The 13,558-nt window shown below is 70.7% G+C and carries 17 protein-coding genes; 5 read left to right on the top strand and 12 right to left on the bottom strand.

All coding sequences use genetic code 11. The annotated features are described in order from the left end of the window. Positions 1-5 precede the first annotated feature (5 nt). The 3 genes from OG710_RS17700 to OG710_RS17710 are packed head-to-tail and all read right to left on the bottom strand — an operon-like array spanning position 6 to position 1,280. The gene (locus tag OG710_RS17700; protein ID WP_330240207.1) at positions 6-215 is read right to left on the bottom strand and encodes a DUF397 domain-containing protein; all 210 of its coding nucleotides are present in this window, start codon (positions 213-215) and stop codon (positions 6-8) included. 25 nt (positions 216-240) lie between these two features. After that, positions 241-453 (bottom strand): DUF397 domain-containing protein, encoded by a 213-nt coding sequence (locus OG710_RS17705; protein ID WP_330240208.1) that lies wholly within the window; start codon positions 451-453, stop codon positions 241-243. Continuing rightward, positions 450-1,280: a helix-turn-helix domain-containing protein gene (locus tag OG710_RS17710; protein ID WP_330240209.1), complete on the bottom strand. Its 831-nt coding sequence runs from the start codon at positions 1,278-1,280 to the stop codon at positions 450-452. The genes OG710_RS17705 and OG710_RS17710 overlap by 4 nt, the downstream gene beginning before the upstream one ends. A 104-nt stretch (positions 1,281-1,384) precedes the next feature. Here OG710_RS17710 and OG710_RS17715 point away from each other — a divergent pair, with 104 nt between their 5' ends. After that, positions 1,385-1,654 carry a hypothetical protein gene (locus OG710_RS17715; RefSeq protein WP_330240210.1) on the top strand — a complete coding sequence of 90 codons (270 nt, stop codon included), beginning with the start codon at positions 1,385-1,387 and terminating at the stop codon, positions 1,652-1,654. Beyond that, positions 1,651-1,815: a hypothetical protein gene (locus tag OG710_RS17720; protein WP_330240211.1), complete on the top strand. Its 165-nt coding sequence runs from the start codon at positions 1,651-1,653 to the stop codon at positions 1,813-1,815. Before OG710_RS17715 ends, OG710_RS17720 begins: the two co-directional genes overlap by 4 nt. Positions 1,816-1,838: 23 nt before the next feature. Here the strand turns inward: OG710_RS17720 and OG710_RS17725 are convergent, their stop codons facing one another. Continuing rightward, positions 1,839-2,210: a nuclear transport factor 2 family protein gene (locus OG710_RS17725; RefSeq protein WP_330240212.1), complete on the bottom strand. Its 372-nt coding sequence runs from the start codon at positions 2,208-2,210 to the stop codon at positions 1,839-1,841. Between the two features lie 228 nt (positions 2,211-2,438). Here OG710_RS17725 and OG710_RS17730 point away from each other — a divergent pair, with 228 nt between their 5' ends. The 3 genes from OG710_RS17730 (at position 2,439) to OG710_RS17740 (ending at position 4,388) form a co-directional block, all read left to right on the top strand. Further along, a complete protein-coding gene (locus OG710_RS17730) occupies positions 2,439-2,849 on the top strand; it encodes a VOC family protein (RefSeq protein WP_330240213.1) in 411 nt (136 codons plus the stop codon). Between the two features lie 130 nt (positions 2,850-2,979). Then, the gene (locus OG710_RS17735) at positions 2,980-3,657 is read left to right on the top strand and encodes a hypothetical protein (protein ID WP_330240214.1); all 678 of its coding nucleotides are present in this window, start codon (positions 2,980-2,982) and stop codon (positions 3,655-3,657) included. A 107-nt stretch (positions 3,658-3,764) separates the two neighbouring features. After that, positions 3,765-4,388, top strand: coding sequence for a hypothetical protein (locus OG710_RS17740; RefSeq protein WP_330240215.1), 624 nt, complete (start codon positions 3,765-3,767; stop codon positions 4,386-4,388). A 213-nt stretch (positions 4,389-4,601) separates the two neighbouring features. Here OG710_RS17740 and OG710_RS17745 read toward each other — a convergent pair whose 3' ends face one another. The 8 genes from OG710_RS17745 to OG710_RS17780 all read right to left on the bottom strand — a co-directional run bounded on the left by OG710_RS17745 (position 4,602) and on the right by OG710_RS17780 (position 13,548). After that, complete coding sequence (locus OG710_RS17745) at positions 4,602-5,066, bottom strand: DUF6879 family protein (protein WP_330240216.1); 465 nt, start codon at positions 5,064-5,066, stop codon at positions 4,602-4,604. A gap of 27 nt (positions 5,067-5,093) precedes the next feature. Continuing rightward, positions 5,094-5,552, bottom strand: a complete 459-nt coding sequence (locus OG710_RS17750) for a VOC family protein (protein WP_330240217.1) — start codon at positions 5,550-5,552, stop codon at positions 5,094-5,096. Next, the gene (gene rarD, locus OG710_RS17755; RefSeq protein ID WP_330240218.1) at positions 5,533-6,549 is read right to left on the bottom strand and encodes an EamA family transporter RarD; all 1,017 of its coding nucleotides are present in this window, start codon (positions 6,547-6,549) and stop codon (positions 5,533-5,535) included. Before rarD ends, OG710_RS17750 begins: the two co-directional genes overlap by 20 nt. 183 nt (positions 6,550-6,732) lie before the next feature. After that, on the bottom strand, positions 6,733-7,788 hold the full coding sequence (locus tag OG710_RS17760) for a 2-oxoacid:ferredoxin oxidoreductase subunit beta (RefSeq protein WP_330240219.1): 1,056 nt from the start codon (positions 7,786-7,788) through the stop codon (positions 6,733-6,735). Further along, a complete protein-coding gene (locus tag OG710_RS17765) occupies positions 7,781-9,730 on the bottom strand; it encodes a 2-oxoacid:acceptor oxidoreductase subunit alpha (RefSeq protein ID WP_330240220.1) in 1,950 nt (649 codons plus the stop codon). The genes OG710_RS17760 and OG710_RS17765 overlap by 8 nt, the downstream gene beginning before the upstream one ends. A 248-nt stretch (positions 9,731-9,978) precedes the next feature. Continuing rightward, a complete protein-coding gene (locus tag OG710_RS17770; RefSeq protein WP_111339462.1) occupies positions 9,979-10,638 on the bottom strand; it encodes a response regulator transcription factor in 660 nt (219 codons plus the stop codon). A gap of 173 nt (positions 10,639-10,811) precedes the next feature. Next, positions 10,812-12,167 (bottom strand): sensor histidine kinase, encoded by a 1,356-nt coding sequence (locus OG710_RS17775; RefSeq protein ID WP_330240221.1) that lies wholly within the window; start codon positions 12,165-12,167, stop codon positions 10,812-10,814. Between the two features lie 181 nt (positions 12,168-12,348). Then, positions 12,349-13,548, bottom strand: coding sequence for a sensor histidine kinase (locus tag OG710_RS17780; protein ID WP_330240222.1), 1,200 nt, complete (start codon positions 13,546-13,548; stop codon positions 12,349-12,351). Between the last annotated feature and the right edge of the window lie 10 nt (positions 13,549-13,558).

Raw genomic sequence — 13,558 nt, forward strand, 5'->3', positions numbered from 1 at the left:
CCGGCTCAGACCGCGTGGAACCCGTCCTGTTTGGCCCCGGCCACGAAGGCGGCGAACGCGTCGGCGCGCAGGGCGAGGGCGGGCCCGCCCGGGTTCTTGGAGTCCCGGACGGGCACGGTGCCGGTGGTGGCCACGAGGTTGGTGGCGACTTGGACGCAGTTGCCGCCGTTGTTGCTGTACGAGGAGGTGTACCAGCGGGGCGTTTCAGTGGCCACGGGGCTTCCCTTCGTAGGGGATGGCTCAGACGGTGGTGTCGAACCCGCCGTCCTTGATACCCGTCACGAAGGCGGTGTACGCGTCGGCGCGGAGGCCGAGGGCGGGGCCGTTCGGGTTCTTGGAGTCCCGGACGGGGACGGTGCCGGTGGCGGGGGCGAGGTTGGTGGCGACCTCGACGCACTGGCCGCCGTTCTCGCTGTACGAGGACGTGTACCAAATAGGGGGTTCGGTCGTCACTGGGTGCCCTTTCGTAACTTGCTGATCATGGCCACGGATGCGGCGCGCGACAACGCTTCGGCCTGGAGTTGATGGTAGTCCGTCAGGATGGGCACCACGGAGTCGTTGTCGCGCTCGAGATGTCCTCGAATCGCCGACTCCGCATACGAGATGAGCGATCGGTCCGGCATCGTGAGCACTGTCACCGGCAGCGTCATCGGGCGCCGAACGCCGATGCCGAACGGAGCCACCTGGACAACGGTGTTCGGCCGCTCGGAGAACTCGATCAGGCGCTGGAACTGCGCGTCCATGAGCGTACGGTCCCCGACTGGCCGGAGCAGGCAGCTCTCATCGAGCACCACGAAGACCAAGGGTGCTGGTGTGCGTTCAAGCAACGCCTGGCGTTGTGCGATCAAAGCGATTCGTTCGTCCGCGTGCTCGCGAGAGGCGACCCCTCGTCGCACGGTGCTGTCGCCCAAAGCGGACGCGTAATCGTGGGTCTGCAGCAGTCCCGGTATGACGCCGACCTCGTAGAGGCGGATCTCCACTGCGCGCGCCTCGTGGTCGACGTACTCCGGGAACCCTTCGAGCAGCGATCGGTGCTGCGCTGAACGGCTCTCGCGGCGGAGGCGGTCGCCGGTTCCCAACGCCCTGTCAGCACTTGCCGCAAAGCGTTGAGTTGCTGCCCGTCTACCAGTTTCCACGGCGGAAATGTGCGCACCTGAGCAGCCCATCCGAGCGGCAAGCTCCTCCTGCGTCCAGCCGCGTTCCTCTCGCAACCTGCGAAGCAGTGCGCCGAAGGCTGCGCGCGGCGACTGCTCGGGGTCAAGTTCCTTCCGGTTCACCATCGGTCGTCCAACTTGTCTGTCAGTTTCCGTAAGTTGATGACATGGCGACTCTAGGCCACGCTGAACCCGCTTGGTAGTGGAATGGCTACGGAGAGGAACGTCTCGTGTGCGCTGGTACCGAACAGGCCGGGCAGAACGCCCCGAATCCCCCAACCCCCGTCGTAGGGACGATCGTCGTGGACGTCGCCCGCTGGGAGCAGCCCTTGGTCGGTGAGTTCCGGGGGGTCGTCGGCCCCTACTGGATGCTCCGGGCCCCCAGGGGCGGCACCGAGTGGGAGGTGCGCCCCGAGCACACGCGGGAGGCCACGCCGGCCGAGCGCCTGGCGGCGCGGACCGCGCGGGAGAACGCCCGGAGCCGGGGTGAGGTCGCATGAGCGCTCAGCCGGACCGGGAGGCGGCCGAGGGCTGCCGTACGTGCGAACAATTCGACCTGGAGGAGGCCGTGGCCCGCGCGGAGGGAGACGGCAGCCGCGAAACGGACTGCCGCGTACTGCGCCGCCGCCACCTCGCGGCGGACCACGACGACGGCGCCTGAACCCCCCACCCCGGGGCGGCGGTTCAGTGGGCGGACGGCTCGCCCGCGAAGACGATGATCTGGTCGATGAGGCTCCGGGACAGGTGGACGACGTCCGTTCCCGCCAGGCGCGGGCCCCCCTCGGGCGTGGCGAAGACCCACTGGTACCGGGCCCACTCGTCCGGCATGTCCACCGCCGAGCAGCGCACCATCGTGCCGGTTCCCTCCGGGTGGTGCCGGATGTCCAGGACGAACTGTTCGACCGCCTCGATTCCTTCGCGGCGGCCCAGCGGACCCCAGAAGACGACGTCCGAGGTCAGGGACCGGGAGAGCAGGCCGGTCACGTCTCTGTCGTCCGAGGCGTTGAACGCGGAGATGAACGTGTCGATCGCGGTACGTGCGGTCTCTTCCTGCATGTCCCAGTAATACCAGCCGCTCCGGGTACGCCCGCGCACTCCGGGGGCCCGCGCGCACGGACGGGAACGGGCCACCGCGTCCGTACCCCGGTCCGTACATTCGGGCCGCCGGACTAGGACCAGCGCCCGATGGCACACGGCCGCGTGCTCTCTAAGCTCGCTGCCGTCCACGGCCCCGGACGGGCCCGCCGGCCGTCGCCGGGCCCGTCCCCGTCAGGAGGTACCCCCATGCCGGCTGATTCCGCAGCTCACATCCGCTTCGCTCGGCCCTCACGGGACCTTCGGGCGGCAGAGGACTTCTGGGTCTCGGGCCTGGGGCTCGACGTCCTGTACCGGCACGCGGCGGACGGCACTCCGGGGCGGAGCTCACTTCTCATGGTCGGCTGGCCCGACGCCGGCTGGCATCTGGAACTCGTCCACGATCCCGCGGCGCCCGTGGAGCCGCGGTCGACCCCCGAAGACCTGCTGGTTGTCTACCTCGGCGAACCGGTGCCCGACTCCCTGGTGGAACGGCTTGAGCGACACGGCGGGAAGCGGGTGGCGGCTCACAACCCGTACTGGGACACCTGGGGCGTGACGATCCAGGACCCCGACGGCTATCTGCTGGTGCTGTCCACCCGTACGTGGTCCAACTCGTAGACGCGCGTCCCCCCTCCCTACCTACTCTCTGTCAACCGACCGGCCAACACAAGACTGCAATTTTTGCTGGCAAACCAGGAAACTCTTCCCCGAGCGGACACCTGTGCCGCTCTTCAACGGGAGGATTTTCATGTCGGACGTCTGGGACCCGCACGGCAGCCTGCGGCGTGCGCTGTGGATCGGGGGCGCGCAGTGGGCCGGGAAGAGCACGGTCGCCGAACTCGTGGCCGGGCAGTACGGGTTGACCGCGTACCACTACGACTACCACGACGCCCGCGGCCACCAGGACCGCCGGATCGCGCGGCGGGTGGCTCGCGGGGAGCCCGTGGCGGACCCCGCCCCCGAGCGGGTCTGGGTGGAGCGGAGCCCGGAGGAGATGGCCGCCGAGACGCTGGCCGGCTTCCCGGTCCGGTTCGACTGGGCGCTGGACGATCTGCGCGCCCTGTTCACCGGCCGTCCGGTGATCGCCGAGGGATGGGGGCTGCGGCCGGAACTCGTCGCGCCGCTGCTCGACTCGCTCCGGCGCATGGTCGTGCTCGTCCCCACCGAGGAGTTCCGTCAGCACCAGCTCCGGACGCTTCCCCGCGCGGGGGCCCTCGGCATCCCCGTCGACGACCCGGCCCGCGCCCGGGCCAACCGGCTGGCGCGGGACCGGCTGGTGGGCGAGGACGCGGTACGGAACGCCCGCCGCCTCGGCATCCACGTCATCGAGGTGGACGGAACGCGCGACGCGGCGGCCGTGGCGTCGGAGGTCGCCGAGCGATTCGCCCCCTACCTCGACCAGAGGCCGTCGTACGCCGGGTCCTGACCCATAGGTGTGCGAACACCCCGCTCGGGTAAGCGAGTTGGATGGACTCGGCGACGGGGGCGGGGATGGCTGCGACGGTGGGCAGAGGGCGGCGGTTCTGGAGGGCGTTGACCGATACGGACGCCTGGACGCCCCGGCGGCCGCTGCTCTCCGGGGCGCTCGTTGCGCTCGGGTGCGGGCTGCTGCTGACCGGGGCCGGGGTCATGGCCGTCTTCGCCCACGGCGTGCCCGGATACGTGCAGATCCTGTACCTGGTGCCCGTGCTCGGGGGCATGTTCGGCGTGCTGCGGATCGGGATTCCGGAGGTGCGGTACGCGCTGCCGATGCTCGTACTCGCCGTACTTCTGATCGCCACGGTGCCGACCGGCCTCCGCAGCGCGATCCTCGACCTGCGCGGCGAGCACGTGGCTGTCACGGTCACCGAGGTCGTGCACGAGGGGGGACGGTCGTACGCCTCCTCCAACCAGTACCACCGCTGCAAGGTCGAGGCGGTGGACGGCTCGTTCTGGGTCAAGAGCGACGACGCCAAATGCGGCGCCGCCACCCGCCCCGGCGACCGCTTCCAGGTCCTGCGCGACCCCGGCGACCTGGTCAGCGCCTCCACGGACGACAGCACACCGGTCGGCTTCACGCTCCTGGTGCCGGCGCTGGGCGGCGCACTGCTCCTACTGACGGTCCTGGGCGCCCGCAGCCTGAACCACACCATCACCAACCAACAACAAAACACCTGACCCCTGCGGGACGCAGAACTCTCCCTGCGGTCGTGACGAAGACCTCCCACCGTTGCTTGAACGGGTCGGCGATCCCGCCGCCGAGCCCCGCCGCCCTGACCATGAACGGGTGGGCAGGGGCACCGACGTGCCAGTCTCGGGGCCCCGCGGATTTCGTCACGATCACCCCGCCCGACAGGGCGCCGATCTCGGTGGCGTTCGGGTTCACGGCCTTCAGGGACTCGGTGCCGTGGGACTCGTCGTGACCTCGTCGCCCAGGTAGGTGCCTTCGCCGGAGAAGTGACCGAACCGCATCACCGTCCCGTCGAATACCCAGAAGTCGTTTCCCGGCAAGGCCAGATCGGATGCCTGCCGCCGAGGAAGCCACCGAATCTGTTCGCCCGCGGCCATGTTGGTGCACGTGCCCTCATGGAGGTACCTGGTGTACTCGCTCACCGGCTCCGAGACGATCCGGGCCCGTCGGATGACCACACCTCGCTCAACTGCTTCCGAGACCAGATCCAGCCAGGGGCGCCACCATGACGCACGGTCCGCCGGATCGTGCCGGTGCCCCGCCCGCCATGCCGCAACTCGCGGGGCCTCGTCGGGGTCGTCGTAGGAGTCCCGCATCTCAAGGTGAACTGCCGAATGCCGAGCAGCGTTCAGCAGCTCAACGAACGTCGGTGGCTTCGGCGACATCGATAGCCTCCCTGAGAGCGGCAGCCGTCACTCGACGCAGAACTCGTTGCCCTCCGGGTCCGTGAGGATCGTCCACGTGCCGCCCGGTTCGTTCACCTCGCGCTGGACCTTCGCGCCCAGGGCCTCCAGGCGGGCCACCTCGGCGGCGCGGCCGTCCGGGCCCGAGCGGAGGTCGAGGTGGAGGCGGTTCTTCACCGTCTTCGGCTCCGGGACGCGCTGGAAGAGCAGGCGGCGGCCCCGGCCGGCCCCGCTGTCCTCGTCGTAGGGGTCGTCCGGGTGCCGGGCGGCCGCCAGGTCGAGCCAGGCGCGGCGGCCGTGGGCCATGGTCGTCACGGCCTCCGGTACGGCCCCGAGGCCCAGGAGGCGTTCGATCTGGGGGCTGTTGTCCTCGACCTCGTACCCCAGGGCCCCGGCCCAGAAGCCGGCCTGGGCGTGCGGGTCGGCGGCGTCGATGACGACCTTCCATTCAAGAGTCATGAGCCGCATTCTGTCCCGGAGCGACAGCCGCCGCTCGGATATTTCGGTGACCGTCTCCGCCTCGCCGGTCAGGGCACCCGTGCCGCCCGCCGCCCGTCCGGGCGGCCAGCACCCTGGCCCGCGTACGCCGGGCGGTCCGCAGCGCGTCCCACGTCAGCACCGCCAGGGCCAGCCACACCAGGCCGAAGCCGGCCCACCGCTCCGCCGGCATCTCCTCGTGGAACCAGGCCACCCCGAGGATGAACTGGGCGACCGGCGTCATGTACTGGAGGAGCCCGATCGTGGACAGCGGGATGCGGATCGCGGCGGCCCCGAACAGGATCAGCGGCACCGCCGTGACGACACCGGCCGAGGCGAGGAGCGCCAGGTGTCCGGGGCCCTCCGACGTCAGCGTGGCGGCTCCGCGGGCGCTCAGCCACACCAGATAGCCGAGCGCGGGCAGGAAGAGCAGCGCGGTCTCCACGGTCAGCGACTCCAGGCCGCCCATGTCGACCTTCTTCTTGACCAGGCCGTATGTGGCGAAGGAGAACGCCAGGATCAGCGAGATCCAGGGCGGCTTCCCGTAACCGATCGCCAGCACGAGCACCGACGCGGCGCCGGTCGCGACCGCCGCCCACTGCGCGGGGCGCAGCCGCTCGCCCAGGAGCAACACGCCCATGCCGATGGTGACCAGCGGATTGATGAAGTAGCCGAGGGACGCCTCGACCACATGGCCGCTGTTCACGGCCCAGATGTACAGGCCCCAGTTGACGGTGATCGTCGCCGCCGCGACGCCCAGCATCCCCAGCTTGCGCGGCTGCCGCAGCAGCGGGCCGATCCATGACCAGCGGCGCAGCACGAGCAGCAGGATCGCCACCACGCCGAGCGACCACACCATGCGGTGGGCCAGGATCTCCACCGCCCCGGCCGGTTTCAGCAGCGGCCAGAACAGGGGCACCAGGCCCCATATGCCGTAGGCGCCGAACCCGGAGAGGAGCCCGGCCCGCTGGTCATTCGTTCCCTGCACGGGCCCTCCCGGCGCTGTCTGTCGTACAACCCTCAACCAGAGGACGGTAACGCCGACCGGGGCCCGTGTCATAGCCGTATCGCCAGACGGTCATGACAGCGGGCAAGGGGGCGCGAATGCGCGAGCGCGCCGGGCCCGCCCCGTGGGCAGGTCCGGCGCGCTCGCGCGGATCGGGGGCCGGCGTCAGCCGACCACCGTCCAGTTGTCGTTGCCCGCGAGCAGCGCGGCCAGGTCGCCCTTGCCACTCTGCTCCACCGCGAGATCCAGCTGCTCGGCCATCTTCGTGTCGTACACCGGCCGCGCCACGTCCCGCAGCACCCCGATCGGGGTGTGGTGCAGCGTGTCCGCGTCGGCCAGCCGCGACAGCGCGAACGCGGTCGTCGGGCTGGGGTTGTGCGCGTCGTGGACGAGGATCTGCGACTTGTTCTCCTCGGTGACCGCGACAACCTTGAGGTCACCGGTCAGCGAGTCCCGCACGACACCCTTCGAACCCTCCGCGCCGAAGACGATCGGCTGCCCGTGCTCCAGCCGGATCACCGCCTCCTGTGCCAGGTCCCGGTCCTTGAGGACCTCGAACGCGCCGTCGTTGAAGATGTTGCAGTTCTGGTAGATCTCCACCAGCGCCGTGCCCGGATGGTCGGCGGCGGCGCGCAGCACGCTCGTGAGGTGCTTGCGGTCGGAGTCGACCGTACGGGCGACGAAGGACGCCTCCGCGCCGATCGCCAGGGACACCGGGTTGAACGGGGTGTCCAGCGAGCCCATCGGCGTGGACTTGGTGATCTTGCCCAGCTCGGAGGTGGGGGAGTACTGGCCCTTGGTCAGCCCGTAGATCCGGTTGTTGAACAGCAGGATCTTGAGGTTCACATTGCGGCGCAGCGCGTGGATCAGGTGGTTGCCGCCGATGGACAGCGCGTCGCCGTCGCCGGTGACGACCCAGACGGACAGGTCGCGCCGGGAGGTGGCCAGGCCGGTCGCGATGGCCGGGGCGCGGCCGTGGATCGAGTGCATCCCGTAGGTGTTCATGTAGTACGGGAAGCGGGAGGAGCAGCCGATGCCGGAGACGAAGACGATGTTCTCCTTGGCCAGCCCCAGGTCGGGCATGAAGCCCTGTACGGCGGCGAGGACCGCGTAGTCACCGCAGCCGGGGCACCAGCGCACCTCCTGGTCGGACTTGAAGTCCTTCATGGACTGCTTGGCCTCGGCCTTGGGCACCAGCTGGAGCAGTTCGTTCTCAGGCATCGATGGCCTCCTCAAGAGCTGCCGCGAGCTGCTCGGCCTTGAACGGCATTCCATTGACCTGGTTGTAACTGTGCGCGTCCACGAGGTACTTGGCGCGGATCAGGGTGGCCAGCTGCCCGAGGTTCATCTCGGGCACGACCACCTTGTCGTAACGCTTGAGGACCTCGCCGAGGTTCTTCGGGAAGGGGTTGATGTGGCGCAGATGGGCCTGCGCGACGGAACGCCCGGAGGCGCGCAGCCGGCGCACGGCGGCCGTGATCGGCCCGTACGTCGAACCCCAGCCCAGCACCAGCGTGTTCGCGCCGGCGGGGTCGTCCACCTCGACGTCCGGGACGTCGATGCCGTCCACCTTGGCCTGGCGGGTGCGAACCATGAAGTCGTGGTTGGCCGGGTCGTACGAGATGTTGCCCGTGCCGTCCTGCTTCTCGATGCCGCCGATGCGGTGTTCGAGGCCGGGCGTGCCGGGAACGGCCCACGGACGGGCCAGCGTCTGCGGGTCGCGCTTGTAGGGCCAGAACACCTCGGTGCCGTCGGCCAGTTCGTGGTTCGGGCCGCTGGCGAACTGGACGCGCAGGTCCGGCAGCTGGTCCGGCTCCGGGATGCGCCAGGGCTCGGAGCCGTTGGCCAGGTAGCCGTCGGAGAGCAGGAAGACCGGGGTGCGGTACGTCAGCGCGATCCGGGCCGCCTCCAGCGCCGCGTCGAAGCAGTCGGCCGCGGTGCGCGGGGCCACGATCGGCACCGGGGCCTCGCCGTTGCGCCCGTACATCGCCTGGAGCAGGTCGGCCTGCTCGGTCTTGGTGGGCAGCCCGGTGGACGGGCCGCCGCGCTGGATGTCGATGATGAGCAGCGGCAGCTCCAGCGAGACCGCGAGGCCGATCGTCTCCGACTTGAGGGCCACACCGGGCCCGGACGTCGTCGTCACGGCGAGCGCCCCGCCGAACGCGGCACCCAGCGCCGCGCCGATGCCCGCGATCTCGTCCTCGGCCTGGAACGTGCGCACGCCGAAGTTCTTGTGCTTGCTCAGCTCGTGCAGGATGTCCGAGGCCGGGGTGATCGGGTACGAGCCGAGGTAGACCGGCAGGTCCGCCTGGCGGCCGGCGGCGATCAGACCGTAGGACAGGGCCAGGTTGCCGGAGATGTTCCGGTACGTACCGGCGGGGAACGCCTGCGAGGCCGGCGCGACCTCGTAGCTGACGGCGAAGTCCTCCGTGGTCTCGCCGAAGTTCCACCCGGCCCGGTACGCGGCCACGTTCGCCTCGGCGATCTGCGGCTTCTTGGCGAACTTGGCCCGCAGGAACGCCTCGGTGTTCTCGGTCGGCCGGTGGTACATCCAGGACAGCAGCCCCAGCGCGAACATGTTCTTGGAGCGCTCGGCCTCCTTGCGGGAGAGCCCGAACTCCTTCAGCGCCTCGATCGTCAGCGTGGTCAGCGGCACCGGATGGACGTTGTACGCCTCCAGCGAGCCGTCCTCCAGCGGGTTGGTCTCGTAGCCCACCTTCGCCATCGGCCGCTTGGTGAACTCATCGGTGTTCACGATGATTTCGGCACCGCGCGGCACATCGGCGATGTTCGCCTTCAGCGCCGCCGGGTTCATCGCCACCAGGACGTTCGGCGCGTCGCCGGGCGTCAGGATGTCGTGGTCGGCGAAGTGCAGCTGGAACGAGGAGACGCCCGGCAGGGTGCCTGCGGGGGCGCGGATCTCGGCCGGGAAGTTCGGCAGCGTGGAGAGGTCGTTCCCGAAGGACGCCGTCTCCGAGGTGAACCGGTCACCGGTGAGCTGCATGCCGTCGCCCGAGTCACCCGCGAAGCGGATGATCACCCGGTCCAGGCGGCGGACCTCTTTCCCGTCTGCGGCTGCGGACTGGGGGGCACGCTGTCCCCCTACGAGTGCCTCACTGGCCTCGTCGGCCTGCTCGGCTGGGCTACTGACCTGGCTGGTCACTTACTGGACCTCCCTCGGCACGGCGGCTCGGAACCGTCCGGCCCGCCGGAGGTCCCTCGCCCACCCTACGTCCGTAAGGGTCGCCTTCCTCCGGCCGATCACATGGTGGACGGCATTTTGAGACGCGTCGTATCTGGATGCTGAGACGTTCCCGGCGCTGTGCCGCCATGATTCATCAGCCGCCTGGTTCCGCGTCGGACCCTCGCTGGAGACATACCCGGCCGCACCCCGCCCGGCAGCCGGGCAGGTCAGGAGTTCAGATACGTCAGCACCGCGAGCACCCGGCGGTGGTCGCCCTCGCTCGGCGCGAGGCCCAGCTTCTGGAAGATGTTGCTCACGTGCTTCTCCACCGCCCCGTCGCTCACCACCAGCTGCTTGGCCACCGCGGAGTTCGTCCGCCCCTCCGCCATCAGGCCCAGCACCTCGCGCTCACGCGGCGTCAGCCCGGCGAGCACGTCCTGCTTGCGGCTGCGCCCCAGCAGCTGCGCCACCACCTCGGGGTCCAGCGCCGTACCGCCCTGCGCCACCCGGACCACCGCGTCCACGAACTCCCGCACCTCGGCGACCCGGTCCTTGAGCAGATACCCGACGCCCCGGCTGGACCCGGCCAGCAGCTCGGTGGCGTACTGCTCCTCCACGTACTGCGAGAGCACCAGCACCCCGATCCCCGGGTGCTCCCGGCGCAGCCGCACCGCCGCGCGCACCCCCTCGTCGGTGTGGGTCGGCGGCATCCGCACGTCCGCGACCACCACGTCCGGGAGCGCGTCCTGCCCGGCGAGGTCGCCGATCGTCTTGATCAGCGCCTCCGCGTCCCCGACGCCGGCCACGACGTCGTGCCCCAGATCCGTCAGCAGCCGGGTCAGTCCCTCCCGGAGCAGCACCGAATCCTCGGCGATGACCACGCGCACCCTGTCCTCCGTCACGACGCAATTCCCCCGCTGTCCGCTCGCTGATCTCATCTGTGTGCCGTCCAGCATCCCAGCATCGGCAGTGACGTCGCGAGCGTGCGCGGGGTTGAGCGCGGGCCCGCCCCGGAGGGCGGTCCCTCCGGGGCGGTACGTCTGCCGGTTCGTCCTGCGGGTCAGCCGCGCCAGGGCAGCTCCGCGGTGATCCGCGTCGGACCGCCCGCCGGCGAGTCGACGACCAGCACCCCGTCCACGGCGTCCAGCCGCTCGGTCAGCCCGGCGAGCCCGCTGCCCGCCGCCGTGTCGGCGCCGCCGCGCCCGTCGTCGGTGACCTGGAGCATCAGCCGGTCGTCCGAGCGCCACACGTCCACCGAGGCGCGGGTGGCGCGGGCGTGCTTGCTGACGTTCTGGAGGAGTTCGGAGACCGTGAAGTACGCGATGCCCTCGATGGCCTGCGCCGGCCGGTACGGCAGGTCCACCTCGACGGTGACCGGCACGGTGCACCGGGAGGCGACGGCGGACAGCGCCGCGTCCAGGCCACGGTCGGTGAGGACGGCCGGGTGGATGCCGCGGGCCAGGTCGCGCAGCTCCTGGAGGGCGACCTTTACCTCACCGTGCGCCTCGTCCACCATGCGGGCAGCCGCGTCCGGATCGTGGGCAAGCTTCTCCTTCGCGAGACCCAGGTCCATGGCGAGGGCGACGAGCCGGGCCTGCGCCCCGTCGTGCAGATCCCGCTCGATGCGGCGCAGGTCGGCGGCGGCCGTGTCCACGACGACACCCCGGTCGGACTCCAGCTCCGTCACGCGCTCCGCCAGCCGGGACGGGCCGAGCAGCCCGGCGACCAGCAGCCGGTCCACGGTCGCCATGCCCCGGATCACCCACGGCGTGGCGAGGACGACGCCCAGCCCCATCACGGCGGTCAGCGCCAGGTCGGAGAACGAGTCCAGGTAGACCTCGTGTTGCGCGTCGCCGTACAGCTGGATGCCCGAGACGCCCGAGTGCGACGGAACGGTCCAGTGCCACAGCGGGTACGTCAGCGCCGCCCAGCCCCACACCTGGAGCGTCAGCGAGACGCAGAACGCGAACACCGCCCACGGGAAGTGCAGCAGCGAGTAGAGCAGGTGGCGCCAGGAGACCCCGCTCTTGAGCACCGCCCCGATCCACGACATCAGCCCGCCGGTCCGCCCGCGCGCCGGCGCCGGATCGGCCACGTCCACCCCCAGCAGCACCCGCGCCCGCGTCCGCTCCAGCATCCCGAAGCCCCGGCACATGACCAGCCCGGCGGCCAGCACCGGAATGCCGACGAAGGTCACCAGCAGCCCGGCGCCCAGCGACACCATCGTGATCGCGAAGGTGAACATCACGATGCTGATCGGCAGGCTCAGCTGGAGGTAGAGGAACTCGCGCCAGGTCCTGCCCTCCACCGGCGCCCGCAGCGCGGCCGGCACGCGGTGCCGCCTCGTGGGACGGGGCCCGAGGCTGCTGCCCGACCGCTGGTGGTCCCGTGTGTCCGGTCCGTATGCCGTGGCCATGGGGTTCCGTCCGTTTCTTCTCTGCGGCGTCCGCGCCGACTGTCTGCTTCAAGAGTGCGGGGTGGTGCGCCGGCGCACCATGAGGGCGGTATCCGTTCCGGGCGGGGGGTTTTCCCTACCTCGGGGCGGGGGAGCGGCGCCCGGAGGTGCCCCCGGCGGGGGAGCGGGTGCCCGGCGGGTCTCAGGCCGTGCCGGAGGCGGGCGCGCTCTTCTCCGCGCCCCGGTCGCGCCACGGCAGCTCCGCCGTGACGGTGGTCGGCCCGCCGGCCGGGGAATCGAGCACGAAGAGCCCGTCCACCGCGCCCAGCCGCTCGGCGAGCCCCGCCATCCCCGTACCGCCGTCCATCGAGGCCCCGCCGTGCCCGTCGTCGCCGACCTGGATGAGCAGCCGCTCACCCGTGCGCCACACGTCCACGGTCGCCGTACGGGCCCCGCTGTGCTTGCTGACGTTCTGGAGGAGTTCGGAGACCGTGAAGTACGCGATGCCCTCGATGGCCTGCGCCGGCCGGGCCGGAAGATCCACCCGTACGGTGACGGGCACCGTGCACCGCGAGGCGATGGCGGACAGTGCCGCGTCCAGCCCCCGGTCGGTGAGGACGGCCGGGTGGATGCCGCGCGCCAGGTCGCGCAGCTCCTGGAGGGCGACCTTCACCTCACCGTGCGCCTCGTCCACCATCCGCGCGGCGGCCTCCGGATCGTCGGCCAGCTTCTCCTTGGCCAGGCCGAGCCCCATCGCCAGGGCGACGAGCCGGGCCTGCGCCCCGTCGTGCAGATCCCGCTCGATGCGGCGCAGGTCGGCGGCGGCCGTATCGACGACCACACCCCGGTCGGACTCCAGTTCCGCGATACGGCGTTCGAGATCGTCGGAGGGCGAGAGCAGCCCGCGCACCATCCCCCGGTCCGCGTTGCCCAGCAGCCGCGCGACGTAGGGGAGCGGCGGCCACACGATCAGGCAGACCAGCGTCAGGGCGAAGGTGAGGATGCCCCACGGCAGCCGTACGAACGAATACAGCGCCGTCCGCCAGGCGACCGGATCGCGCAGCGCGCTCCACAGCCAGACGAAGAAGCCGCTCTCGCGACTCCCGCGCGCCGGCGGGCTCGGCTCCTCCACCACGACCCCCAGCAGCTTCCGCGCCCGGCTCCGCTCGGCCCGCCCGATGAACCGGGAACCCTGGAGCCCGGCCGCGAGCAGCGGCAGGCCGACGACGGTCACCGCCAGGCCCACGCCCACGGCGATCATCAACACTGTGTAAACAAATCCGATGATCGCCATCGGCAGATTGGAAAGCAGGTGCGCGACCTCCTTCCACGTCCACCGGCCGAAGGCGAAGCGGACAGGAGGCGGCCCGTCATTGGCGGGCACCTGGGGGCTCATGGTCATGGGACAAGCC

Origin of the sequence: Streptomyces sp. NBC_00525 (genome assembly GCF_036346595.1) — a bacterium.
GTDB lineage: Bacteria > Actinomycetota > Actinomycetes > Streptomycetales > Streptomycetaceae > Streptomyces.